Source organism: Sheuella amnicola (assembly GCF_010499255.1).
Lineage (GTDB): Bacteria > Pseudomonadota > Gammaproteobacteria > Burkholderiales > Burkholderiaceae_B > Zwartia > Zwartia amnicola.
In genome coordinates, this window is the sequence record NZ_JAAGRN010000009.1 from 120,531 (window position 1) to 146,010 (window position 25,480).

General features: G+C 51.5%; 24 protein-coding genes and 2 tRNA genes. 18 read left to right on the forward strand and 8 right to left on the reverse strand.

Annotated elements, in window-relative coordinates; all coding sequences use genetic code 11:
• From G3I67_RS12955 to G3I67_RS12965, 3 genes are all read right to left on the reverse strand, one after another.
• Positions 1-834: a phosphonate ABC transporter ATP-binding protein gene (locus G3I67_RS12955; protein WP_163655947.1), complete on the reverse strand. Its 834-nt coding sequence runs from the start codon at positions 832-834 to the stop codon at positions 1-3.
• A 5-nt stretch (positions 835-839) separates the two neighbouring features.
• Entirely contained in the window at positions 840-1,682 is an 843-nt protein-coding gene (locus tag G3I67_RS12960; protein WP_446033328.1) for a putative selenate ABC transporter substrate-binding protein, read from the reverse strand.
• Between the two features lie 247 nt (positions 1,683-1,929).
• Positions 1,930-2,005 (reverse strand) — tRNA-Asn (locus G3I67_RS12965).
• Positions 2,006-2,119: 114 nt separating this feature from the next.
• Here G3I67_RS12965 and G3I67_RS12970 point away from each other — a divergent pair.
• The 4 genes from G3I67_RS12970 to G3I67_RS12985 all read left to right on the forward strand — a co-directional run bounded on the left by G3I67_RS12970 (position 2,120) and on the right by G3I67_RS12985 (position 6,407).
• Positions 2,120-2,195, forward strand: a tRNA-Thr gene (locus G3I67_RS12970).
• Positions 2,196-2,486: 291 nt separating this feature from the next.
• A complete protein-coding gene (locus G3I67_RS12975) occupies positions 2,487-4,016 on the forward strand; it encodes a bifunctional diguanylate cyclase/phosphodiesterase (RefSeq protein WP_163655949.1) in 1,530 nt (509 codons plus the stop codon).
• A gap of 29 nt (positions 4,017-4,045) precedes the next feature.
• On the forward strand, positions 4,046-5,428 hold the full coding sequence (locus tag G3I67_RS12980) for a TAXI family TRAP transporter solute-binding subunit (RefSeq protein WP_163655950.1): 1,383 nt from the start codon (positions 4,046-4,048) through the stop codon (positions 5,426-5,428).
• 10 nt (positions 5,429-5,438) lie between these two features.
• Positions 5,439-6,407, forward strand: coding sequence for a sugar kinase (locus tag G3I67_RS12985; protein WP_163655951.1), 969 nt, complete (start codon positions 5,439-5,441; stop codon positions 6,405-6,407).
• Here the strand turns inward: G3I67_RS12985 and G3I67_RS12990 are convergent.
• The 3 genes from G3I67_RS12990 to G3I67_RS13000 are packed head-to-tail and all read right to left on the reverse strand — an operon-like array spanning position 6,365 to position 8,425.
• Positions 6,365-6,994, reverse strand: coding sequence for a bifunctional 4-hydroxy-2-oxoglutarate aldolase/2-dehydro-3-deoxy-phosphogluconate aldolase (locus tag G3I67_RS12990; protein ID WP_163655952.1), 630 nt, complete (start codon positions 6,992-6,994; stop codon positions 6,365-6,367). The genes G3I67_RS12985 and G3I67_RS12990 overlap by 43 nt on opposite strands.
• Before the next feature lie 19 nt (positions 6,995-7,013).
• Complete coding sequence (gene ispH / locus G3I67_RS12995) at positions 7,014-7,949, reverse strand: 4-hydroxy-3-methylbut-2-enyl diphosphate reductase (RefSeq protein ID WP_163655953.1); 936 nt, start codon at positions 7,947-7,949, stop codon at positions 7,014-7,016.
• Entirely contained in the window at positions 7,949-8,425 is a 477-nt protein-coding gene (locus tag G3I67_RS13000) for an FKBP-type peptidyl-prolyl cis-trans isomerase (protein WP_203583659.1), read from the reverse strand. Before G3I67_RS13000 ends, ispH begins: the two co-directional genes overlap by 1 nt.
• A 50-nt stretch (positions 8,426-8,475) precedes the next feature.
• On the opposite strand from G3I67_RS13000, the gene radC reads away from it, so the two are divergent.
• Positions 8,476-9,153, forward strand: a complete 678-nt coding sequence (radC, locus tag G3I67_RS13005) for a RadC family protein (protein ID WP_163655954.1) — start codon at positions 8,476-8,478, stop codon at positions 9,151-9,153.
• 5 nt (positions 9,154-9,158) lie between these two features.
• Here radC and G3I67_RS13010 read toward each other — a convergent pair whose 3' ends face one another.
• The gene (locus G3I67_RS13010; protein ID WP_163655982.1) at positions 9,159-10,340 is read right to left on the reverse strand and encodes an acetyl-CoA C-acyltransferase family protein; all 1,182 of its coding nucleotides are present in this window, start codon (positions 10,338-10,340) and stop codon (positions 9,159-9,161) included.
• A gap of 109 nt (positions 10,341-10,449) precedes the next feature.
• Here G3I67_RS13010 and G3I67_RS13015 point away from each other — a divergent pair, with 109 nt between their 5' ends.
• A complete protein-coding gene (locus G3I67_RS13015) occupies positions 10,450-11,466 on the forward strand; it encodes an LLM class flavin-dependent oxidoreductase (RefSeq protein ID WP_163655955.1) in 1,017 nt (338 codons plus the stop codon).
• Here the strand turns inward: G3I67_RS13015 and G3I67_RS13020 are convergent.
• On the reverse strand, positions 11,463-12,737 hold the full coding sequence (locus G3I67_RS13020; protein WP_163655956.1) for a class I SAM-dependent methyltransferase: 1,275 nt from the start codon (positions 12,735-12,737) through the stop codon (positions 11,463-11,465). The two genes, G3I67_RS13015 and G3I67_RS13020, sit on opposite strands and share 4 nt — an antisense overlap.
• A gap of 139 nt (positions 12,738-12,876) precedes the next feature.
• Between G3I67_RS13020 and G3I67_RS13025 the strand changes: the two genes are divergently transcribed.
• The 12 genes from G3I67_RS13025 (at position 12,877) to G3I67_RS13080 (ending at position 25,272) form a co-directional block, all read left to right on the forward strand.
• Positions 12,877-14,070, forward strand: a complete 1,194-nt coding sequence (locus G3I67_RS13025) for a multidrug effflux MFS transporter (RefSeq protein ID WP_235931923.1) — start codon at positions 12,877-12,879, stop codon at positions 14,068-14,070.
• A 123-nt stretch (positions 14,071-14,193) separates the two neighbouring features.
• Entirely contained in the window at positions 14,194-14,430 is a 237-nt protein-coding gene (gene rpmB, locus G3I67_RS13030) for a 50S ribosomal protein L28 (RefSeq protein ID WP_163655957.1), read from the forward strand.
• Positions 14,431-14,441: 11 nt separating this feature from the next.
• The gene (rpmG, locus tag G3I67_RS13035; protein WP_163655958.1) at positions 14,442-14,609 is read left to right on the forward strand and encodes a 50S ribosomal protein L33; all 168 of its coding nucleotides are present in this window, start codon (positions 14,442-14,444) and stop codon (positions 14,607-14,609) included.
• A gap of 140 nt (positions 14,610-14,749) precedes the next feature.
• A complete protein-coding gene (leuS, locus tag G3I67_RS13040; protein WP_163655959.1) occupies positions 14,750-17,410 on the forward strand; it encodes a leucine--tRNA ligase in 2,661 nt (886 codons plus the stop codon).
• A 40-nt stretch (positions 17,411-17,450) separates the two neighbouring features.
• On the forward strand, positions 17,451-18,200 hold the full coding sequence (locus tag G3I67_RS13045) for an LPS-assembly lipoprotein LptE (protein WP_163655960.1): 750 nt from the start codon (positions 17,451-17,453) through the stop codon (positions 18,198-18,200).
• A gap of 10 nt (positions 18,201-18,210) precedes the next feature.
• Entirely contained in the window at positions 18,211-19,248 is a 1,038-nt protein-coding gene (gene holA / locus G3I67_RS13050; RefSeq protein WP_163655961.1) for a DNA polymerase III subunit delta, read from the forward strand.
• Between the two features lie 11 nt (positions 19,249-19,259).
• Positions 19,260-20,519 (forward strand): glutamate-5-semialdehyde dehydrogenase, encoded by a 1,260-nt coding sequence (locus G3I67_RS13055; RefSeq protein ID WP_163655962.1) that lies wholly within the window; start codon positions 19,260-19,262, stop codon positions 20,517-20,519.
• 6 nt (positions 20,520-20,525) lie between these two features.
• Positions 20,526-20,948: a CopD family protein gene (locus G3I67_RS13060; RefSeq protein WP_163655963.1), complete on the forward strand. Its 423-nt coding sequence runs from the start codon at positions 20,526-20,528 to the stop codon at positions 20,946-20,948.
• 17 nt (positions 20,949-20,965) lie between these two features.
• A complete protein-coding gene (locus tag G3I67_RS13065; RefSeq protein WP_163655964.1) occupies positions 20,966-22,600 on the forward strand; it encodes a THUMP domain-containing class I SAM-dependent RNA methyltransferase in 1,635 nt (544 codons plus the stop codon).
• 114 nt (positions 22,601-22,714) lie between these two features.
• Entirely contained in the window at positions 22,715-22,891 is a 177-nt protein-coding gene (locus G3I67_RS13070) for a hypothetical protein (protein WP_163655965.1), read from the forward strand.
• 51 nt (positions 22,892-22,942) lie between these two features.
• Positions 22,943-23,485, forward strand: coding sequence for an RDD family protein (locus G3I67_RS13075; protein ID WP_163655984.1), 543 nt, complete (start codon positions 22,943-22,945; stop codon positions 23,483-23,485).
• An 89-nt stretch (positions 23,486-23,574) separates the two neighbouring features.
• On the forward strand, positions 23,575-25,272 hold the full coding sequence (locus G3I67_RS13080; RefSeq protein WP_163655985.1) for an acetate--CoA ligase: 1,698 nt from the start codon (positions 23,575-23,577) through the stop codon (positions 25,270-25,272).
• Positions 25,273-25,480 lie beyond the last annotated feature (208 nt).

A 25,480-nucleotide genomic window follows, 5' to 3' on the forward strand; every position in this document is an offset into this window, starting at 1 on the left:
CTAACGGCAATGTATGCGATTCGAGGAATCAGGTATCGGCGACAAGTCAATCACCGGCGCTGCAACACCCGCAAGCTCATGCTCAAACTGATGATATAGATCGGCAAGTCGCTCTTTGCTCACCTCGGCAGAAGGAAGATCAAACACCAGCCTTCCTTCGCGCAGGCCCAACACCCGTGGGAAACGAGAAATTGCCACATCCACCTGATGCAGGGTTGTGACTAGAGTCACTCCTCGCTTTTGCGCCTGTGTGATCAAGGTGTCAATTGCCTGTCGTGACCGCTTTGGATCCAAAGCCGACAACGGCTCATCGACGAGCCAAAGCGAAGAGGGAGACATCAACGCACGACCCAAACCTACTCGCTGGCGTTCGCCCCCGGAGAGTCGATCCACGCGATCCCAAAGTTTTTCTGCAAAGTCAAACGCACTCAAAGCTTCCAAGACTTGGTCAACATTGCGTGGATAAATCAACTGGGAAATGCTTTGAAATAATGACAGCCTTGGTAGCTGCCCGGCAAGCAATGCAGTGATGACGCGTTGTCGCGGCGGCAAGGGAGGCGTTTGGGGCGCATAAAACAACTTGCCGCGAAGTTTTTGTAATTCGCGAGTGGATAGACCCCATGGGTCCGTCTCATTGAGTAAAAACTTGCCCGAAGTTGGCTTTAAAGCGCATGCCATCAAGGCAAGCAACGTGGTTTTGCCAGCGCCCGAGGGGCCGATCACGGCAACATGCTCGCCTGCTGAAAGTCGAAGGTTCAGTTCGCGAATGGCGCTCGGCACCCCGGGCTTTGCCCTAGGATGCCGACCCTCTACAGATTCAAGTCGGATCTTCAAAACAATTACTTGATAATGCCTGCGCTTCGCCCCGCGCGCTCCAAACTAGCGTAATTCTCAACCTTGGTGGGAATGTATTTTGTTGCGCGGTTCAACGTGAGAATCTCCTTGCCCTCTGGTGTGTTCATATCCAACGCAAACAAAGCAGCGGCGATCTTGTCACGCAAGGCCTGTGGCATATCGGCATGAACCGACCAGTTGTAATTGAAATAAGGCGGCGTGGTATAAAAAACATCAACCACATTCGTGTCGACTTTTTTATCATTCACAAACTTTTGCCAAACAGTCATGTCCAGGGCTGCAGCATCGACCCGACCGCTTACAACCGAGGCGATCGTTGCATCGTGCGCGCCCGAGTAAGCAGTGAGCTTGAAGTCACGCTCAGGCTCTATGCCAGCTTCAAGCAGATAAGTTCTTGGCATTAAATGCCCGGATGTGCTTGACTGTGAGCCAAAGCTCACTTGCTTGCCTTTGAGATCGGTAAGCTTTGTAATACCCGAGTTCTTTTTGGTGATGAAAACCGAACGAAACTTTGTGTCCTCTTCGCGCTGGGCGATCGGAATGACTTTGCCACCCGAGCGAATATTGGCCTGAACGAAGGTCACACCTCCAAACCAAACAAGATCCACTTGTTTATTAACCAAAGCTTCAACGGCTGCAGGATAATCATTGACTGGCATGTACTCGACTTTAAGGCCTAATGACTTTTCCAGATAACGAACAAAAGGTCCGTATTTTCGAACCTGTTCCGTCGCTGCCTCCTCTGGAATGGCGGTCACCCGCAGTACCTGCTGAGCACTTGCCGTGCAAATAACACCAAATGTTGCAATGGCAACAATAGCCTTCATCAAATGACGACGAATCATGATGAGTTCAATCCTGTATGTGGAAATGAGGCCCGCACGGGGCACTGAAGACAAGCAGCGCGAGAACTGCCAGACCCATGAACATAACACAATTCAAGCACTCTGGACTAAATCGATCTTTGCAAATCAAGTAGGCGTAACTTGCTGACAATTAACACATGTCATTTAGCCAAATTCAAGGCTTGCAAAGAAAAAGCCCAGCTGTTGAAAGCTGGGCTTAATCTGAATTTGGCTCCCCGAGCTGGGCTCGAACCAGCGACCTGCGGATTAACAGTCCGTCGCTCTACCGACTGAGCTATCAGGGAATTGTCTAAATCCTAAATCTGCTTTAAGCAAATCAGAGATTTGTCGATGTGCAAGACTATAGCACATTCCGATAACAAGTGTCCAACTGAACCTCTGCTATAATTTTCCGCTTCGCCGATGTAGCTCAGTTGGTAGAGCAGCTCATTCGTAATGAGAAGGTCGACAGTTCGATTCCGTTCATCGGCACCAGTACCCGAAAACGGGCCGCCTTAGGCGGTCCGTTTTTTTTCGTCCCAATTTTCATCAATACTAGGACAACAATGTGCTTTGTCACTAGTGAAACAATCTTTTTGTCATATTCAGAATCAGTGATTTGTCACATAAATTTTGGTTATTTAAGAACAAATCAAACAAAGTACAAAAAAAACCGATTTTGACGTTAATCCTCTCATCTTGTGTGAATAAAATCAGTTAAATTCTGTCGAACTTCAAGATAGACATCAAATTGAAAACAAACCAACTTATTGGAGAGCTGTTCTTTTGCCATCGGAACTGACCTTAAGCCTACATAAGAAGAATACTCGGCTAGTCCTGATAGCGGGGTTTGTGCTTGGCTTGATTATTATCCTGAATGCTGTCGTATCCATATATACCCTGCGTACAAATACGATTAACGACCGCGCCAGAGAGCTGGAATCTTTGACTTTGATTCTGGCAGAGCATACGGCACAAACGATTTTTTCAGCCAATACAGTGCTCGATAGCATCATGGATGTAGTCGAGTTGGCAAAAATCAATTCCGAAGCAGATTACAGAGAATTCGCAAGCAAAAAGGCTCAGTTCGACCTACTTGTCGATAAAACAAAATCCAACCCGATCATTGACGTGACAACCTTCGTCTCCAACACTGGCGAAGTGCTGAATTTTTCCCGCTCGCACCCTCCTCCAAAAATTAACTTATCGGACAGAGACTATTTCGCCTTCCTCAGTAAAAACAATAGTCCCAATACTTATTACAGTATCCCTGTGCAAAACAAGGGAAACGGAAAATGGGTTTTTTATCTGGCACGACGGGTTAATGACGGCAAAGGCCAATTTCTAGGACTTATCCTTGTCGGTGTCTCTGCTGAAGTATTCTCGTCAATTTACGAACGTGTCGGGAGCAAGTTAGGATCTGGCGCATCGCTCACGTTATTTCGCGATGACTTGACGATCCTGACTCGCTGGCCCTTTGTCGACGATATGTTGGGCACAGTCAATAAATCAGGCGTAATCGAGCTATCCTCGAAAAATCCTGTATTTAGCGGCAGGGCCATTCTGACGAAAGGTCCAAGACACACTGAAGGATATGCCTCCATCGATCGAATGATTTCATTCAGAAAGCTCGATAATTATCCATTCATTACGGGCGGCAGCATCACGAAGGACTTGTATTTACGTAACTGGCTAAAGGACTCCAGAGGGGTCATCTACTCTTCCGCCTTCAGTCTTTTGATTTTGCTTATTGGCTTAGGCTTATTGCTGCGATCCTACAAAAATCACGCCAAGACTCAATACGTTGCGCACCATGATTCCCTGACAGGGCTTTCCAATCGGGTGTTACTGGCCGATCGTATCCAACACGAACTAGCTGTTGCGCGCAGAAACAAAACAAAACTTGCCTTGCTTTATCTTGATTTGGACAATTTCAAGAATATCAATGACGAGCTTGGTCACGCCATAGGTGATGACGTTTTGAAGGAAGCAGCAAACAGGATCGTCAAAAGTGTCAGGGATAGCGATACCGTCAGTCGTATCGGTGGAGACGAATTTATTGTCTTGTTATCTAATATCGACCATGAAAACAATGCGGTGCTGGTGGCCGAAAAAATTCGAGCGGCATTGACTCAACCTATCGTTACCCATGACAATAAGACTGTAATCACTAGCACAAGTATCGGAATAGCCATTTACCCCGATCATGGATTGACTCAAGAAGATTTACAAAAAAATGCCGACTTCGCGCTTTATCTTTCGAAAAATGAAGGTCGAAATAGCATTCATGTCTATCAGCCGACTCGACAATACTAGAATCTGATTGCCTTAACCAACAATAATCCATGGGCACAGTTAAAGAAGATATTGTTGAACACTGCAAAGCGATTTACGAGACAATCGCCGACGAACTTACTAGCTGGTACAACTTTACTCGCGAAACTTGGCCTCTTCTAGTATTACTGTTCAGTGCGATCGGCCTGGTAATTTGGATGGCAAAACCCGCACCTCCAAAGCATGTCTTGATGGGATCTGGATCAATTGGAGGATCTTATGAAGTCATCACGAAAAAGTATGTCGAATATTTTGCTAAAAATGGTGTCACCCTAGAACTTGTCCAGACAAGCGGTGCCGAAGAAAACATCATCCGGCTAAGAGATCCGAAAGATAAATTTCAAGCAGCACTTGTTCAGAGCGGACTCATTACGCCAGATAATAGTCATGGTTTGCAATCGCTCGGCAGCCTTGCATTCGAGCCCGTGTGGTTTTTTTATCGCGAGGATAAGTTCAGCCCGGATCATCACACGACAGATGATTTTTTTTCGCAGCCCATGTCCATCGGAGCAATCGGTAGCGGAACGCACCAACAAGCCATGCACATCCTTGCGGCGAATGGTTGGGACAAGACATCCAATTTGAAGACCATACCTAACAATGAAGGAATTGAAGCGTTATTAAGGGGAGAAATCAGTTCGATTTTTTTGGTGGATGGCTTCGAGTCCGAAAACGTGCAGCGACTCATACAACAAAATGAAGTCAAACTCGGTATTGCAGACTTCACCCGGGCAGCCGCCTACACACGATTGATGCCCTATTTTCATCAATTACAGGTTCCGCAGGGCTCCCTTAGCCTGAGGCGTAATTTTCCGGATAAAAATGTGACAGTGATTGCTCCGACGACAAATCTGGTCATTGATCCGACAATGCATCCTGCCATTCAATTATTGTTTTTACAGGCGGCGACTCAGATTAATGGGGGCCGTAACTTCTTTTCCAAATACGGTGAATTCCCCGCCTTCAAGGAATCGATCATCGAGGAAAGTCCCATTGCGCGGCGCTATTACGAAAAAGGCTCTCCCGTTTTGATGAACTACATGCCATTCTGGCTGGCAGAGTTTATCGATCGCATGATTTTGTTGCTGCTGCCTCTTTTTGCATTCGTATATCCGATCATTAAAACAATGCCAGGCTACAGAACCAACAGGGCTCAAGGACGAATCAACGAGATTTACGGAGCTTTGAAATTCCTCGAGCAGGATATCACCTTGAACTACGATCCGATTCGAGAACAGGAATATCGAAACAGACTTGAAGAAATCGAAGCGCGTGCATTGGCATTGCGGGTACCAAAATCACTTGTTAGCAACTACTACAGTTTGCGCAGTAGTATTGATTTCGTGATCACCCTGCTATCCAAAAAAACCAAGCCTGAAGAACGTTTCAATTAAAACGATCCACATGAACGCCACTCCAACGCACGCAAAGCAATTCGACTTGGTAGCGCTCGGTGAGGCTATGATCGAATTCAATCAGATTGATCCCGGGCAGCCAAACTACCTGCAAGGATTTGGCGGTGACACAAGCAATGCCGCCATTGCGGCTGCCAGGGCCGGTGCTCGCGTGTCGTATCTCACGCGACTGGGTGATGATCCATTTGGCGACAGCCTGAAAAATCTGTTGATTCATGAGGGCATAGACACCAGCGCCATCGAAACGGAAACGAAAGGCTTGACCGGGATATATTTTGTTACGCATGGGCCCAAAGGACATGCATTTACATATCGCCGTGCCGGTTCGGCTGCCAGCAACATGACTTGTGCATGGCTATTCGGGACACCGAGTGAACAGATTCGGAAGGCAAAATGGCTGCATGTCTCGGGCATTTCTTTGGCGATTTCCGACTCTGCTTGCGATACATCGCTTCATGCAATGCAACTGGCTAGAGAAGCAGGTACTCTTGTTTCCTTCGATTCCAACCTGCGATTAAGACTTTGGCCGCTTGAAAAAGCAAAAGACCAAATCGGTAAAGCTCTTGAATTATGCGATTTGTTTTTACCTAGTCTGGATGACTTAAGCTTGTTGACCGGACTAAGTGACCCGGATGCGATTGTCGACTGGTCGCATCAAGCCGGCGCCAAACAGGTTGTACTGAAGCTTGGAAAAGATGGCGCGCTGTTAAGTGATCAAACCGCCGGTCTTCGAATGCATCTGCCCGGCATCGCAGTGCAAGCAATTGATGCAACCGGAGCGGGTGATTGTTTTTGCGGCAATCTGCTCGCACGGCTTGCTTTGGGTGATACGTTGATCGATGCAGCACGCTATGCAAATATCGCAGCTGCGATCACAGTTCAAGGGTGGGGAGCCGTAAGCTGTTTACCTCAAGCTCAAGCGGTTCGCAAGTTTGCGGCCGCACTGGCCAAAGATTGAATTCTCGAAAAATCACGCTGCGCCAAGGCATCTACAGGCACTAGCCATGATCCGCCGACACACACCACCTGCTTTAAAGACAAAAACTCTACTGCATTTTGCTGTGTAATTCCGCCAGTCGGACAAAATCGGACTTGCGGAAAAGGTCCGCTCAAAGCCTTGATCATGGCAACCCCGCCCGCCTGCGCGGCCGGAAAGAATTTCAGTTCGGTGTAACCGTTTGAGAGCGCCATCATGACTTCACTGGCTGTCGCAACGCCAGGTAGCAAGGGAAGATTCAAGTCCCGGCATGTCAACCCAATCTCGTGAGTAAATCCGGGGCTGACAGCGAAGCGCGCTCCGGCTTGTAACGCGGCCTGCGCATCAGCCGAGTTGCAGACCGTTCCCGCGCCAACGATCGCGTCCGGAACTTCATCACTGATGCGAGCGATACATTCTAGTGCAACAGGTGTACGTAATGTAACCTCAAGCATACGAATCCCGCCTGCCACCAAGGCCTGGGCCACGGGAACCGCTAAAGCAGGATCATCCAGCACAATGACGGGGATGACGGGCGCATCCTGCATCACTTTAATCGTAGTCAACATGGATGCCCCTCCAAAGTGCTTAGTCTTTACGCGACAAACCTTTCGGCAGCGGAAACGAAACATGCTCCTCGAGGCCATCCATATTGCGTACAGACACCGCTCCCAACTCCTTCAACCGTTTGATGACCTGCTGAACCAGAACATCCGGAGCGGAAGCACCTGCGGAAATACCGATGCGCGATTTGTTATTCAACCATGTCGGATCAATAGACTCGGGCCCATCGATCAAAAATGACGGGATGCCCATTCGTTCTCCGACTTCGCGCAAACGATTCGAGTTTGAACTGTTCGCACTTCCCACAATCAGGACCAGATCGCATTGAGGCGCCATGACCTTGACTGCATCTTGCCTGTTTTGAGTCGCATAGCAGATATCGCTCTTCTTGGGTTCGACGATATTCGGAAACCGGGACTTAAGAGCCTGAGCCACTGCGGCGGCATCATCAACCGATAACGTTGTCTGGGTCACGAAGGCTAAATTATCCGGACTGCGCACAACTAATGATGCAACATCCTCCACGGTTTCGACCAGATACATGCCATCCTTTAGTTGTCCCAGCGTCCCTTCAACTTCCGGATGCCCCTTGTGACCGATCATGATGATTTCACATCCGGCTGCGCGCATGCGCGCCACCTCGACATGCACCTTTGTCACCAGCGGGCAGGTCGCGTCAAACACCTGCAGGCCGCGTGATTGTGCTTCTTCACGAACGGCTTTCGACACCCCGTGCGCCGAAAAGACCACGATCGATCCCTTGGGAGCCTGATCCAACTCGTCGATAAACACCGCGCCTTTGTTGCGCAAGTCTTCAACGACAAAACGATTATGAACAATTTCATGACGCACATATATCGGCGCACCATGAATTTCGATGGCACGCTCGACAATATCGATTGCGCGATCCACGCCGGCGCAAAAACCGCGAGGCTGGGCAAGAAGTATTTCAGCGCCCATCAAAGAACTCCCAGCAGATCAATATCGACTCGCAAGGTCAACCCTGCCAATGGGTGATTGAAATCAAACAGCGCGGTCTCCTCATTGATTTCCTTAAGTACCCCCGAATATCGACCACCGTTCGGAGCAGAAAACTCGACCATATCGCCCGGTACAAAAGCCGTATCCGGCTCAGCGTACTCTGACAACATCGAACGCGTCACTCTCTGAATCAGGTCCGGATTGCGATCGCCATATGCATCCACAGGACTCAAGGTGTAGCTGAAGCAATCGCCTTCAGCATGTCCCAATAAAGGGGCTTCCATCGTTGGCGACCACTGGCCGCTACCAAGCTGCAGCGTAGCGGGACGCCCATCGAACGTATCGATAAAAGTTGATCCTGCTGCCGGACCGCTCTCGATCACAATGCGGTAATGCAATGTCAGGTAGGAGTCCGCACGGACAATCGGTGTTGTTTCTGGAGCCTGAGAAGTCAAAATCTGTCACCGTAGAAGGCTTGATAAACCGCTATTTTAGAGCCTTAAATATGTCATTGCGCGACTTGCTTGCACCCGATCAGCGTCCACGGGAGAGAATCCTCAAAAAAGGAGCAGCGTCCCTTACTGATGCGGAGCTGCTTGCGCTGTTGTTTGGGTCCGGCAGTCGAGGGCAAAATGTACTCGCACTCGCCCAAAGTCTGATCGATCGCTTCGGCGGCCTGCGTCCATTATTGGCAGCGAATGTGAAAGATTTGCGAGGCATGCCGGGCTTGGGGGATGCCAAAATTTGCCAGCTCATGGCTATCCTTGCGCTGGCTCGTCGATCACTCGAGGAGGAGCTCAAACGGGAATGCATTCTTGCCAGTCCCGCTCACGTTAAAACGTACTGCGCGGCTTTGCTTGGGCATGAACAGATTGAGCACTGCATCGCCCTATTTCTCGATAATCAGCATAGATTAATTCGCGCCGAGGAAATCTCGCGGGGAACGCTCACGCAGACCTCCATTTATCCTCGCGAAGTAGTCAAGGCAGGCCTTGCTTCGCATGCGGCCGCGGTCATTCTTGCGCACAATCACCCATCAGGGCTTGCCGAGGCGAGCGCAGCTGATATTCACCTCACCCGCCAACTCAGACAATCTCTCGCAGTAGTGGATATTGCCCTGCTTGACCATTTGATTGTCGCTGCGGACAAAGTTGTGTCCATGGTCGAAACAGGGCAGTTCTAGTGCGATCAGGTGCGCTCGAAAATCGCGGCGATGCCCTGACCGCCGCCGATACACATCGTCACCAAGGCATATCGGCCGCCGGTACGATGCAGTTCGTATATCGCTTTGGTCGTGACGATGGCGCCTGTTGCACCAATCGGATGACCCAGCGAAATACCACTTCCGTTCGGATTCAAGCGTGCCGAGTCCAGCTTCAACTCTTTGGCGACAGCGCAGGCCTGTGCGGCAAACGCCTCATTCGCCTCGATGACATCCATCTGGTCAATTGTCAGGCCGGCGCGCTTCAGAACAGCGTGCGTTGCCGGTACCGGACCGATTCCCATGATTTTGGGATCCACGCCGGCGTGCGCATAAGCCACCAGGCGTGCCATGGGTTTGGCGCCACTGGACTTCACAGCCTCGCCGCTCATCAGCATAACTGCGGCAGCGCCATCGTTAATACCTGAGGCATTACCCGCGGTCACGGTGCCGTTTTCTTTAACAAATACTGCACGCAGGGCGGCTAACCCTTCCGGCGTAATATCGCGACGAGGATGCTCATCAACCTTGAACTCAACTTCGCCTTTACGTGTCTTGATCACAACCGGAACGATCTGATCGTTAAACCGGCCTTCATCCTGAGCCTTGGCAGCACGACGATGCGACTCGAGCGCCAGCGCATCCTGATCGGCACGTGAAATACCGAACTGATTGGCGACATTCTCGGCTGTTACGCCCATGTGCATGCGACCGAATGGATCGGTCAATGCGCCGACCATCAGATCGGACATTGTGCTGTCGCCCATACGCGCGCCAAATCGCTGAGTTTGCGACAAATAGCCGCCACGACTCATGTTTTCAGCGCCTCCACCAATCGCCATCTCGGTGTCGCCTAGCAAAATAGACTGCGATGCCGACACAATCGCCTGCAAACCTGAACCACACAAGCGATTAACGTTAAACGCCGCGCTCGATTGCGGTAAACCGCCATTCAGGGCAACAACGCGTGAAATATACATATCGCGAGGTTCGGTTTGAACCACATGGCCAAATGCCAGATGTCCGACTTGGGATCCATCCACTCCCGAGCGCTCAAGCACAGCCTTAACGACTGTTGCACCCAGATCGCAGGGAGCCACATCCTTGAGTCCACCGCCAAAATCACCAATCGCAGTTCTTGCAGCAGCGGTAATAAAAACTTCACGCATCATGTGCTCCCTAAAAAAAGAATATTTAACCGATTTGTGCGCTATAAATTCGATACGACAGCTTTTAATTACAGCATAAATTAACTGCAATAACCCGCTGAGACGCTTAATGAGTATTCCCCATTCGATACTGGATCTGTCCCCAATTCCACAAGGCCTGACGGCTGCCGATGCCCTGCGCAACTCGAGAGACTTGGCTCAGCACGCAGAAAAATGGGGCTACACCCGATATTGGCTTGCCGAACATCACAATATGACCGGCAATGCCAGCTCGGCCACGGCGGTTGTGCTCGGCTATGTCGCAGCCGGAACCTCGACTATAAGGCTAGGCTCGGGCGGGATCATGTTGCCGAACCATGCCCCGCTGGTTATTGCCGAGCAGTTCGGGACCTTGGCCTCCATGTATCCCGGCCGAATCGAACTCGGACTCGGACGCGCCCCGGGTACAGATCAGTTAACTGCCAGAGCTTTGCGTCGCGACCTGATGGGCAACTCCGACCAGTTTCCGCAAGACGTTCAGGAGCTACAGCATTATTTTGGACCGATTCAACCCGGGCAAGCGGTCAAAGCCATACCGGGCGCCGGTCTTGAGGTTCCTATCTGGATTCTCGGATCCAGCCTCTACGGCGCGCAATTGGCGGCGCATTTAGGACTGCCTTACGCTTTTGCGTCGCATTTCGCACCTGATTATCTACTTGAGGCGATGCAGGCCTACAAAGCGCTTTTCAAACCCTCAGCCCAGCTTTCCAAACCTTATGCAGTGGTGGGTGTCAATGTCATAGCAGCCGATACGGACGAAGAAGCCAAATATCTTTTCACCACATTGCAACAGCATTTCACGAGAATGCGCAGAAACACCCGCGGACAACTTCCCCCTCCGATAGATGACATCGAATCATTCTGGTCTGCCCATGAAAAAGCCTCGGTAAGCGAATCCCTCTCCTGCTCAGTTGTGGGCTCTCCCGAAACCATTCGCCGGGGATTGCAACACATTGTCGAACGCACCGGAGCGGACGAGTTGATTTTCGCTGGTCAGATATTCGATCATCAGGCGCGGCTCAGGTCATTCGAGATTGCAGCCCAAGCCGCCGAACAAGTGATGCCCGCCGCAGCGGTCGCCCTTTAAATTTTACTATCCGGATACATATAATCTCTGCGCCAAGGGTATGCCAAATCCGGCGGCATATCCAGTTCATCTTTGCGACCCGTTGGCGTGTGCTGTCCAAGTATCTGATAAAGTGCAACCCAACCGTTTTCAAAACCTGCCGCGCAACCGGCCAGATACAATCTGTATGCTCGTAGCGCGCGTGCGCCCTGCTCCCCTTTATCCTGGATCAGCACTTTGGCAGCTTCATCCAGTCGACTTTCGAGTGCATCGCTCCAAGCCCAAAGCGTGCGGGCGTAGTGCGGCCTCAAATTCTCGACATCGACGGCTTCCAGGCCTCCATTAGCCATATGCGTCATGACATGGCCAATATGGGTCAACTCTCCACCAGGGAAAATATACTTTTCAATGAAATCCCCCATACCATGGCCTAACTGCGGGTTATAAACACCGCCCGCCGTTATGCCGTGATTCAGAACCAATCCGCCCGGACGCAGCAGACGTCGCAGCACTGAGAAATAGTCCTCCAACTGGGCGCGACCAACGTGCTCGAACATGCCTACGGATGCAATCTTGTCAAAGTGTCGAGAGTCTTCAAGCTTTCGATAATCAAGCAACTGCACTCTGGCACGAGCGCCCAAACCTTTGCGCTCTATTAGTCCAGTCACGTAAGCGTGCTGGTTGCGTGATAGCGTAATACCCGTTGCATCCACACCATAATGCTCCGCCGCCCACAAAAGCAATCCGCCCCAGCCGGCCCCGACGTCCAGAAAATGTTCTCCGGACTTGAGATTGAGTTTGCGGCAGATATGATCAAGTTTGGCTTGTTGGGCCTGGGAAAGCGTCATGGTTGGCTCCCGGTAATAGGCGCAGGAATATACGCGCAAAGGATCTAGCCAAAGCGCATAAAAATCGTCCGAAAGATCGTAATGAAACTCGATTTGCTTGGCATCGCGCTCCAGAGAATGGCGCCATACAGACATGAGCCTTCCGATCAAATCCACCAACCAACGGTTGCGAATTGCTTCGACGGGAGAATGCGGCAAAATGGCTTCGGCCACTTGCATCATTTTTCGCATGGAACCAATGATTTCGCAGCGCCCCTCAACGAAATCCTCTCCAATCACCCCCACGTCACCTGCGGCCAAATGGGAAAGCACTTTATTTTCCCTGGCTATAAATGTTATTTCGGGCGCTGAGGACCCTAGGCGCGTACCATCCGGCAAAATCACACAGAACGGCACTGGCAAATCTGAAATTTTCTTTTCTACAGCCGCAAACAACGGGTTCATCCGTACTCCTTTTGAAGAAACGCAGACAAAAAACCATTTAACGGGGACGATTCGCACTCACTGCAGAAACTGTATAAGATTCTGATCAGAAAAAAAAGTATCTAAATGTATAGAAACCATCGCCATCCCTCGGGAACACATGCCTTTGAACTCGAATAAGCTCGGACTGCCCGGATGGCTGATACTGATGGGCGCGCTGACTGCGATCGGACCGGTGTCCATCGACATGTATCTTCCGGCATTTCCATCGATCGCGACAGGGTTGAACGCGACACATAGCCAGGTGGAACGAACGCTCGCCATCTACCTGATCGGCATGTCCGTCGCACAGCTCGCCTACGGGCCGCTTGCCGACCGTTATGGCCGAAAACCACCTCTTTATGGCGCGCTTTCGCTATACATCGTGGCATCGGCGGGGTGCGCCATTGCTCCCAATATTGAAGTGCTCACAGCATCCCGCCTACTACAAGCGATGGGAGGTGCTGCCGGCATGGTGATTTCCCGTGCAGTCGTTCGCGACCATTACGATACCCAGGAAGCTGCTCGCGCCTTGTCGATGCTGATGCTGATTATGGGAGTCGCTCCGATTCTGGCGCCCCTTATTGGCGGACAGGTTCTGGCGTTAACCGGATGGCGCGGCATTTTCGTGCTGATTACCGTTTCGGCGATCATTTTGCTCTGGACAGTATCGCGTGTCATGGTCGAATCCCTGCGCCCCGACCGCGTCATCCCGTTAAGTTGGTCCAGTATTTTGCATAACTATTCTCAGCTGATCCGCAACGGCAAGTTTGTGGCTTTTGCCATGTCCGGTGCAATGGGCTCGGCAACCATGTTCGGATACATCGTCTCTTCTCCACGGCTCTTTATCGACTACTACGGCATCTCCAGCCAGTCTTATGGATTGTTGTTCGGTCTGAACGCACTCTGCCTGATTACGGGATCGCAAGTCAGCGCCCGCATGCTTAAAAAATATCGCCCGGTTCAACTTTTGCCTTGGGCACTGCGGGCAATGATGCTGGCTGGCTTGAGCGCACTGGGTTTAACTTTATCGGGATCGGTCACACTTACGATCCTAATGGGTTGCATGATGGCATTCATGTTCTGCCAGGGATTCGTCGGCCCCAACTCAGCCGCAATGGCATTATCCGAACAAGGTAATCGGCTGGGGTCGGCTTCCGCCCTTCTTGGAACCTTCACTATCGCCAGCGGCGCCTGCGCCGGATTTCTGGTCAGTCTGGCCTCTGAAACCGGACCGCTGCCTATGGCACTCATTCTGGGCGGATGCACTACCCTGTCCTGGCTGATTGGCGGGATTGCCCGTCGCAGGCCATGAGATTGAGGTCGCCCTCAACGATCCAACTTGCTTAAATCCTTGATTTCGTATTAGAATTGCAGGCTCAATCGGATAAATATAAAAGATCCGGGCCCGAATTCTGAATTTCTTAAAGGTGCAGCTATGGCACGCGTATGCCAAGTTACTGGAAAAAGCCCCATGGTGGGCAACAACGTTTCACACGCTAACAACAAGACAAAGCGTCGCTTCCTGCCTAACCTGCAGTCGCGTCGTTTCTGGGTTGAAAGCGAAAACCGCTGGGTACGCCTGCGCGTATCCACCAACGCCATCCGCACAATCGACAAGCTCGGCATTGAAGCCGTTCTGGCCGACCTGCGCGCTCGTGGCGAAGTCGCTTAAAGGAGCCCGACATGGCAAAAGGTGCACGCGAAAAGATCAAGCTCGAATCCAGCGCTGGAACGGGCCATTTCTACACAACGACAAAAAACAAGCGCAACATGCCTGAAAAGATGCTGATCAAAAAATTTGATCCGGTCGCTCGCAAGCACGTTGACTACAAAGAAACCAAGCTGAAGTAATTCAGACGGATTCGATAGTTTTAACTAACAGCCCCGCCGATGCGGGGCTGTTTGCATTCTGCCCTAGCCTATAATATTGGGCTTGTCAGGCGCTTTAGCGCCCCCACCTTTTTTATTTGGCCGTGATAATGCAGCAACCCATGCAAGAACGTTACCAACCCACCGCCGTCGAGCGCGCGGCTCATGACAACTGGGACTCACGGGATGCTTACCGTGTCACCGAGGGTGCACTTGATACCAAAGGCCAACCTAAACCCAAGTTCTATGCTTGCTCCATGTTGCCTTATCCAAGCGGCAAATTGCATATGGGGCATGTTCGCAATTACACCATCAACGACATGATGGCGCGACAGCTGCGCATGCGTGGTTTTAACGTGTTAATGCCTATGGGTTGGGATGCGTTTGGCATGCCGGCCGAAAATGCGGCGATCAAGTCGAATGTGCCCCCTGCCAAATGGACATACGACAACATCGCCTACATGAAAAAACAAATGAAGGCGATGGGATTGGCGATCGACTGGACGCGCGAGATGTGCGCCTGCGACCCGTCCTATTACAAATGGAATCAATGGCTATTTCTCAAAATGCTCGAAAAGGGCATTGCTTATCGTAAAACCCAGGTAGTGAACTGGGATCCAATCGACAACACCGTATTGGCCAACGAGCAGGTGATCGATGGAAAAGGCTGGCGCTCGGGCGCTCCGGTTGAAAAGCGCGAGATTCCCGGCTATTACCTACGAATCACCGATTATGCGGCCGAATTGCTTGATCAAGTTCAACACGGACTGGATGGATGGCCCGACCGCGTGCGAGCGATGCAGGAAAACTGGATCGGCAAAAGCGAAGGCGTACGATTTGCCTTCCCGCATACGATCAAGGATGCAAACGGCGCCCTGATTCAAGACGGCAAGATGTATGTCTTTACGACACGCGCAGACACCATAATGGGTGTCACATTCTGTGCGGTTGCCCCTGAACATCCCCTGGCGACCCATGCCGCACGCAACAATCCTGCACTGAACGCTTTTATCGAGCAATGCAAACTGGGTGGCACCACTGAAGCCGAACTCGCCACCCGTGAAAAAGAAGGCATGGACACGGGACTGACTGTCACACACCCAATTACCGGCGCCGATGTGGCTTTGTGGGTGGGCAATTATGTCCTGATGAGTTATGGCGATGGCGCTGTGATGGGTGTACCCGCCCACGACGAGCGCGACTTCGCTTTTGCCAATAAGTACAACCTGCCAATCAAGCAAGTCGTTCAGGTGGGTGACAAGGCCTTTGATGACAAGGTCTGGCATGAGTCCTATGCCGACAAGCAGTCAGGCCATCTGGTCAACTCGGGTGAGTATGATGGATTGAACTTTGCCAAAGCCATCGACGCAATCGCCTCCAAACTTGAGGGATTGGGTCTCGGTGCACGCCAAACAACCTGGCGACTGCGCGACTGGGGCATTTCGCGTCAGCGCTACTGGGGAACCCCCATTCCGATCATCCATTGCAAGGATTGCGGCGCTGTCCCGGTCCCTGAAAAAGATCTCCCTGTCATTCTGCCCGAAGAACTGATTCCGGACGGCAGCGGAAACCCACTTGCCAAGCATGAGGGGTTCCTGTCCTGTCACTGTCCGAAGTGCGGCAAGCCCGCACGTCGCGAAACAGACACGATGGATACGTTTATCGATTCGTCCTGGTATTTCATGCGCTACACCTCGCCCGGCAATGATCAAGCCATGGTCGATGCGCGCAACGATTACTGGATGCCGATGGATCAGTACATCGGCGGCATCGAGCACGCGGTGCTTCATCTTCTGTACGCGCGTTTCTGGACGCGCGTGATGCGCGATCTTGGCATGGTCAAGTTCGACGAACCCTTCACAAAACTGCTCTGCCAGGGCATGGTGCTCAACCACATTTATTCGGCCAAAAACGAAAAGGGCGGAATCGAATATTTCTGGCCCGAAGAAGTCGAAAACATTTACGATGCAAAAGGCGCCATCACCGGAGCCAAACTCAAGCGCGACGGACGCGCCGTGAACTACGGTGGCGTGGGCACCATGTCCAAGTCGAAGAATAACGGGGTCGACCCGCAATCGCTCATTGACACGCAAGGAGCCGATACTGCACGTTTGTTTGTCATGTTCACGGCTCCACCCGAGCAAACGCTGGAATGGTCCGACTCGGGCGTAGAAGGATCCAATCGATTCCTGCGACGACTCTGGTCGCTTTGCCATCAAAAACAAGCGCAAGTGCTGCGAGGACTGACTAAACCAGTCACAGACTGGAGCGCTGCGGATCAAGATATCAAAAAACTACGCTTCGAAATTCATTCATTGCTCAAACAAGCGGATTACGATTACCAACGCATTCAATACAACACTGTCGTATCGGCGTGCATGAAGATGCTTAATGCGATCGATGATGCCAAGCTGAACGATTCGACCTATGCGGATGCCGCGATGGCCGAATTGATCGGCATCTTGCTGCGTGTGTTGTACCCTGTTGTTCCGCACATCACATGGCAGCTTTGGGTAGATCTGGGCTACGTCGGCAATTACGGCGACCTACTGGATGCACCCTGGCCGATCGTTGATGAATCGGCGCTCGTAACCGATCAGATCGAACTTGTTTTGCAGATCAATGGCAAACTTCGGGGTAATCTGACGGTTGCGCGAGAAGCGACGCGCGAACAAATCGAACAACTCGCAACCCAACATGAAGCAGTTGCCCGCAATCTGGAAGGTCGCCCGCCTAAGCGTGTGATCGTTGTGCCGGGCAAACTCGTCAACGTAGTCGGTTAAAAGAACAAGGGTACGAATGAACAAGCGGACAGTCGGTAGCATGAAGGTTGCAAACGCGCTTACGGGCGCGTGCCGTTGGGTGATGATGGTTGCGGCTGGACTTTTGCTGGCATCCTGCGGTTTTCAAATGCAAGGCGAGAAGCCCCTGCCCTTTGATTCACTCTACATCACGATCCCGCAAAACAGTCAGTTTGGCGCCGATATTCGACGCGCCATCCGGGCGGTTTCACCCAATACAAAAATCATCGAATCCGCTGACATATCGCTCAAGGTGACTGATTTTGGCCCGGATGACGATGCGGATGAGAAAAGCACCATCGCGGCACTCAAACTCAAAAAAGCGATGAAACTTGCTCAAGCCAAACTTGAGCAGGTTTCAGAATCCAGGACCACTCGGCAGGTTTCATTGAACGCTCAAGGCAAAGTGGAAGAACTCGAGCTATCGATTCAATATACATTCCGTCTTGTCACGGCAAAAGATCAAATCATCATTCCCGACACCACGTTGTCGGCCGTTCGCAATATGCCCTTTGACGACCGGGTTGTTCAGGCCAAAGAGGGCGAGGCTGCGACACTTTTCAAGGACATGCAAAGAGGCCTGGTCACGCGCATCATCCGTCGCATTACCGCTCCGGATGTCAAAGCTCGTTGGGATGTGGTCGCTGCAGAGCGCAACGATGATGAAGAGCCTGTCGAAATCGCCAAACCCGTTCGCACACCAGCCCTGATTCCTGCACCCTGGCAAAATCCTTCGTTGACACCGGCTCCATTGCCAATCAGCACCGACTAGGGGTTTAGCCATGGATGCGGATCGCCTGATTCAATCGCTTGGTCGGCCCGGCACAAAACTGACGGCCCTGTATGTGGTCACCGGTGACGATCCGCTTTTAACGATTGAAGCGGTTGATGCCTTGCGGGCAATTGCAAAATCGGCCCAATATCTCGATCGCACTTCATTTGTCATGGATGCGCGCAGCGACTGGAGCAGTTTGGCTGTGGCATCCTCCAGCGGATCCTTGTTCGGCGATAAGCAATTGCTTGAAATATCACTGCCCACTGGCAAACCCGGCAAACAAGGTGCAGATGCCTTAATTGCTCTGGCTGGGCGTTGCAAAAATCAAACCGACCCGGAAGTGCTCACGATCGTTTCTCTGCCTCGACTGGATAAAACCACCCGTGACAGTAAATGGGCTACGACACTCCTATTGGCGGGAACAACCATAGAAACGGCAAGTATCGATCGGACTCAACTACCCGACTGGATTGCCAAGAGACTTGCCCGTCAATCGCAGCAAGTCGATGCAAACACCTTGCAATGGTTGGCCGACAAGGTCGAAGGCAATCTACTTGCCGCCCATCAAGAAATACTCAAGCTGGGCCTTTTGTTCGACCCCGGCATGATATCGGGAGAGGACGTCGAGCAAGCAGTGATGAACGTTGCTCGCTACGATGTTTTTGGATTACGCGATGCCATGCTTGCGGGCGATATTCCTCGCATGGTGAGAATGATGAATGGATTAAAAGCCGAAGGTGAGGCATTGCCCCTTGTCCTTTGGGCAATCGGTGAAGAAATCCGTACACTGGCTCGTGCCTCACAGGCCTCGGCATCAGGACAGGATATGTCGAGCGTGCTACGCTCACAACGTATTTTCGGACAACACGAGCGGTTGGCTCGCCAAGCGCTCGGACGGGTTGCCCCCAGAAACTGGCCCGCCGCCGTACAACACGCCCACGAAGTTGATCGTCTCATCAAAGGCCTGCAGGTACCAGGCAAACTTCAGGATCCCTGGGAAGAAATGACACGATTGGCAATGCGCGTGGCAGTTACTTCAGCTTAAAAATAAACCTCATGATTTCACTTCAAGACTCCATGCTCTCAATAGGGCAACAGGCCAGGCAAGCTTCACGCGAAATGCTTCGGGCAAGCGGTGCGCAAAAATCGCAAGCGCTGTTGGCGATGGCGAAAGCGTTGGATGACCAACGTCAAGCCTTACAAATCGCCAATAAAATCGATCTGGAGGCCGGTCGCGATCGTAATTTGGAATCGGCTTTGCTTGATCGACTCACCCTTTCCGATCGCACAATCGACCTGATGATCGAAGGGTTACGCCAAATCGCTTCGATGCCGGACCCGATCGGCAGTCTGACGGCAACGAACGTGCGTCCGAATGGAATGCATGTTGCTCAGATGCGTGTGCCCCTTGGCGTGATCGGGATTATTTACGAGTCTCGCCCCAACGTGACAATCGATGCGGCTGCACTTTGCTTGAAATCGGGCAATGCTGCTATTTTGAGAGGTGGCAGTGAAGCGCTGCACTCCAATCTTGCACTGGGCAAAATTGTTCAACATGGCTTGGAAATGGCTGGACTGCCTGCGCATGCGGTACAGGTGATCGAGACTTCAGACCGTGCGGCAGTGGGGCACATGATCACCATGACGGAATTCATTGATGTGATTATTCCGCGCGGTGGCAAAAACCTGATCAAGAGGCTTGCCGAGGAAGCCCGCGTGCCGATGATCAAACATCTTGACGGCAACTGTCATGTTTACATCGACTCGCACGCTGATCTCGCTAAAGCGCAACGCATCGCCTTTAATGCCAAAACATATCGCTATGGCGTGTGCGGCTCCATGGAAACACTTTTGGTTCACAAGTCCGTGGCCGCGAATGTTCTACCTGAACTTTCGCAGGCCTTGATCAAGCATGGCGTTGAATTGCGCGGCTGCCAACGCGTTCTCGAACTTGTCCCGCAAGCTAGTGCAGCCACCGAAGAAGACTGGGGCACCGAATATCTTGGTCCGATACTGGCAATCAAAATCGTCGACTCGATCAACGAAGCGATTGCCCACATCGCGCAATGGGGCTCAGGCCACACCGATTCGATCGTGACGCAAGATATCGCAAGCGCACAACAGTTCCAGCGCGAAGTTGACTCCAGCTCTGTGTATGTCAATCTTCCGACCGTGTTTGCAGATGGGTTCGAGTATGGCCTTGGCGCGGAAATCGGCATTTCAACTAACCGTCTGCATGCTCGTGGACCGGTAGGCCTTGAAGGCTTGACTACACTGAAGTGGGTTTTACATGGTGACGGGCAGATCAGGGGATAATCGCAAATGTTATGGGTTAAGGTTTTTCATATTGTTTTTGTCGCGTCTTGGTTCGCGGGCTTGTTTTATTTGCCGCGAATATTTGTAAACATGGCTCAGCAGTCCGATCCGGCCACACTAGCCGTTCTAGGTGGCATGGCTAGACGCCTTTACCGATTCATGACGATTCTGGCTGTGCCCGCCATTATTCTGGGGTTGGTGCTTTATGCTTACTATCGCATAGGATTCGGGCCTGGCAACGGATGGATGCATGTCAAACTGTTACTTGTCGTTGTGCTGATTGGCTATCACCATGCCTGCGGCGTGATATTGCGAAAATTCCAACACAGTGCCAACAAAAGATCACATGTTTTCTATCGTTGGTTTAACGAATTGCCCGTTCTGATACTGGTGGCCGTGACGGCTCTGGTCGTCCTTAAACCCTTTTGATGCAATAACGGAATAACATGTCCGACCAGGATTCAGGTCGCAAGACCTTATCGATTAAACCGCGTGCAAAATCCGAATCTTCGGCCTCGCTGGACGAAAAGAAACGGGTGCGAAGCGGCGCGCGCGCGCGTCAAGTTGCACAATTGAGCCGCAGTAAAACAAAAGATGCGCCCGCACATCGTGTAGAAGAACCATCCAGCGATAAGCCCCGCACGGCGTCCGGCTCTAAAACCGAATACGGACCGAAGGTAACCAGGCAACAGGGGGATCGCCGTACGACGCGTCAGCCTACCGCGAGGAAGGCCTCGTCAAAGGACTTGAATCCGAAACGGACACGATCATCCGAACCCACGCCAACGGCTGCACACCCGCTGCATACGTCCAACTACGACCCGGAAATTACCGGGTCAAGCTGGGATGACCTGCTGGAAGATGATAGCAAACACGAACACTTTAGTTCGGATCGCTCCGGAGCAAAGAAGCGATCCTCACGCCTGATTCACGATGCTGAGATTTTTCCGATTTTTGCCCCTTGTCCCGTCGGGCTGGAAGAAGCGCTTGCTGCCGAATTAGTTGCATTAGGCTATCAAAATGTTCATACGACTCGCGCCGGGTGCCACTTCGAGGCGGACTGGTGGGGTGTTCAACGTGCCAATTTATACTCCAGACTTGCCACCCGCATTCTTGTTCAACTCGGACAGGCTCCCGTTGTGCGTGAAGACGATATTCTCGAACTAGCGCACAACATAGAATGGGAACGCTGGTTCGGTCCTGAACACACTTTGCGCGTCGACACCTCTGCGGTTAAAAGTCCGATGCAAAGCTTGCAATATTGCAACTTGCGAGCCAAAGACGGAATCTGTGATCGATTGCGTGACCTTGAAGGGGCACGTCCCTCGATCGACACGGTCAGGCCGGACGCGCGAGTGCATCTTTTCCTTTCTAAAGATACTGCAACGCTTTATCTGGACACTTCCGGCGAATCCCTCTTCAAACGAGGCTGGCGTCTGGACAAAGGTGAGGCACCGCTGCGTGAAAACCTAGCAGCCGGCATGCTGGCGCTTTCCGGCTGGGATCCAAATGGCGCATTACTTGATCCATTTTGCGGTAGCGGGACCATTCTGATCGAAGCGGCTTGGATTGCGCTTGGCGTGCCCCCCGGAATGATTCGTCCCTTCGGATTCGAGCGACTGCGGGATCATCAGGCAAGACGCTGGGCGGATCTGAAAGAAGAAGCGCAGCAGCATATCCTTCCTGGACTGGAAGCGCCGCTGGTCGGCATAGACATCAATCCCGAGGCAATCGAGGCAGCCCGACGCAATGCAGATAGAGCCTATCTGGATCCTGACACTATTCATTTCGAAGTGGGCGATGCCCGTGATGCCACCGCGCCTGCGCCAACAGGCTGGATTGTCACCAACCCTCCATACGGCGAACGACTAGACGACTGGGACACTGAATTCTGGAGAGAATGGTCGGCAAACCTGAAACGGGAATTTGCAGGGTGGCAAGTCAATGCCATTACCTCGGATCTGGATTTACCTAAACATCTTCGCCTCAAAGCCAATCGTCGCACTCCCCTTTTTAACGGTGCGTTGGATTGCCGGTTATTCAATTTCGAGTTGGTTGAAAAGAGCTATCGCGACAAATAACGTTGTCGCATCGCAACATTTGCATGATTTAAGGGTTAACCCTATAAATTAACTTGCGCCGCATAGGGTTTTCCCGCATAATTCGGGTATACCCTAACAGCACAGGAATTTATCATGCAAATCAATCACTCAAGCCGTTTAACCGACTCTCTCGAACGCGAACTTCTTGCAAACGCGTTGGACGAGCAGTTTCGCCCACACCCGATCCGCACAGTCAAAAAACTGGTTCGTGGTCTTGTTAGCTTCCGTAATCGCGCTCGCTCGAAAGTTTCGATCGACCAGATGATCTAAGTAATTGCAGTGGCTGGTTAGTGTCGGGGAAAATGCGGGATAATACCCGTGATGAATCCCAATACTGTGCCCACAAATCAGCCACTGCCTCATACGCCCGTCGTCGTGTCCACGACACCTCGGGCCAGACGGTTCGCTTCCATGATGTATGAAGGCGTTCTGTTATTTGCAGTAGTCTTCATATCCGACTATCTGTTTGACACGCTTACCCAAAGCAAGCACGCGTTGATGCTACGGCATACCAGAATGGCCTGGCTCTTTATCGCGATTGGCATGTATTTTGTGGCCTGCTGGGCTCGTAGCGGTCAAACACTCCCCATGAAGGCATGGAACATCCGCTTGGTCTCACATGACGGACTCAAGCCGACAATGTATCAATTGCTTGTTCGATACATCGCAATGTGGGTGTTACCCGTTATCTGGGCTCTCGTCGTAAAAGGACTTCTGCTACTTACGCAATGGCCGGCAATGAATATGTTCATCGTCCTTGCGCCTTTTACTGTCTTTCTCCCTACCTGGCTTACGCCTGACGGTCAGTTCGTACATGATTTGATCGCCAAGACCAGATTAGTCAATACTAGTAAAAACCCTTAGTTGTTGCATTGGCGCACATTTAAATATTGCGCTAATCCGTGCCCTGAGCGATGCTAGAGCATTCGCAAAGCTTAAACACCCTTAAGGGCATGATCGATCAATATCAGTCTTTGTACGATTCTTTCAGGTGGTCTGTTCCAACCAACTTCAATATTGGTCAGGAATGTTGCCATCGATGGGCAGAAAGTTCAGCTGACGCTCGACGCATCGCATTGTTTTTCGAAAACGAAAATGGCGTGCGCGAGGTTTGGACCTACGAGCGTCTCGCGGCAAGTGCAAACCAGTTAGCCAACGGACTGACCCGGATGGGTGTCAAGCCCGGAGATCGTGTCGCGATTATTCTGGGACAACGCCCCGAAACCATAGTTGCTCACATTGCCATTTACAGTGTTGGTGCAGTGGTTCTTCCCCTGTCAAGCCTGTTCGGTCCCGAGGCCCTGGAACAACGCTTGAAGGATGCCGAATCAAAGGTTGCAATCTTTGATGACATATCCAGTCCCAACGTACTGGGGGCATTGTCACGATGCCCGGCACTCAAGCAATTGATCGGTATTGATGTCAATGACGAGCGCGTCATTCACTGGAAGAGCTTGTTGCTCAGACAGCCATCAACTTTCAAGGCATTCCCTACCCGATCCAGTGACCCGGCACTTTTGCTATACACGTCGGGTACGACCGGGGCACCAAAGGGAGCGTTGTTACCGCACTCCGTCTTGCTAGGCAATCTCCCTGGATTTGTTGCCTCGCAGAATTGGTTTCCCCAACCGGGTGATGTGTTCTGGTCGCCTGCTGACTGGTCATGGACTGGCGGATTGATGGATGCGCTTCTGCCTTCGCTCTATTTTGGCCAACCGATTGTCGGCACGAAGGGACGCTTTACAGCCGAACGGGCATTTGAAATTCTCGAACGCTATCAGGTTACAAACACATTTCTCTTTCCTACTGCGTTAAAGCAGATGATGAAGGCCGTGCCGTTGCCTAAAGAAAGATACAAATTAAATCTGCGTTGCATCATGAGCGCGGGTGAAAGCGTTGGCGAAACTGTTTTTGCGTGGTGCCAGCAAGCGTTGAACATCACTCCTAATGAAATGTTCGGGCAGACAGAGATGAATTACCTGCTAGGCAACAGCCATCTGAAATGGCCTGCACGCCCAGGCAGCATGGGCAAGCCATATCCCGGTCATCGCCTGACCGTCATTCAAGAAGATGGGCAACCCACTCCGGTAGGTGAGGTGGGCGAAATCGCTTTGAACCGATTCGATATCCATGGCCATCCTGATCCGATTCTGTTTTTAGGGTACTGGAAGAATGAAGAAGCGACGATTGCAAAGTTTTCAGGTGACTGGTGTCGAACCGGCGACCTTGCAACCGTCGATCAAGATGGATACTTCTGGTATGCGGGTCGAGCCGACGATGTTTTCAAATCATCCGGCTATCGTATTGGACCCGGGGAAATAGAAAACTGTCTACTTGATCATCCCGCCGTAGCAAATGTCGCCGTCGTACCAAAACCGGATGCAGATCGTGGCGCTGTCGTTAAGGCGTTTATTGTTTTGACACCAGAACATCATAGTGGCGACCGTAACAAGTTGACTGAAGAACTTCAAGAGCATGTGAAGTCCAAACTTGCGCCATATGAATATCCGAAAGAAATCGAATATCTCGATGCATTACCGATGACAACGACTGGAAAAATTCAACGCCGAGTACTCAGGCAACTTGAAATCGGTCGCGCGAACGGAACGGCTAAAAATATCAAAAAATCGGTATTCACTAATCCGATCTAATTAATAAGATCTGACTTTGTAAAAGTCAAAATCCAAACACCGTAAAACTCACGACATAGTGAACTCACGACATCGTGTCGTTTTCCTACTCCCCAAAGACAAACCCCCGCAAGCTGATAGCATGCGGGGGTTTGAGGTGTAAGAGCTTGACGATGTCCTACTTTCACAGATGTACATCCACTATCATCGGCGCTAAGGTGTTTCACGG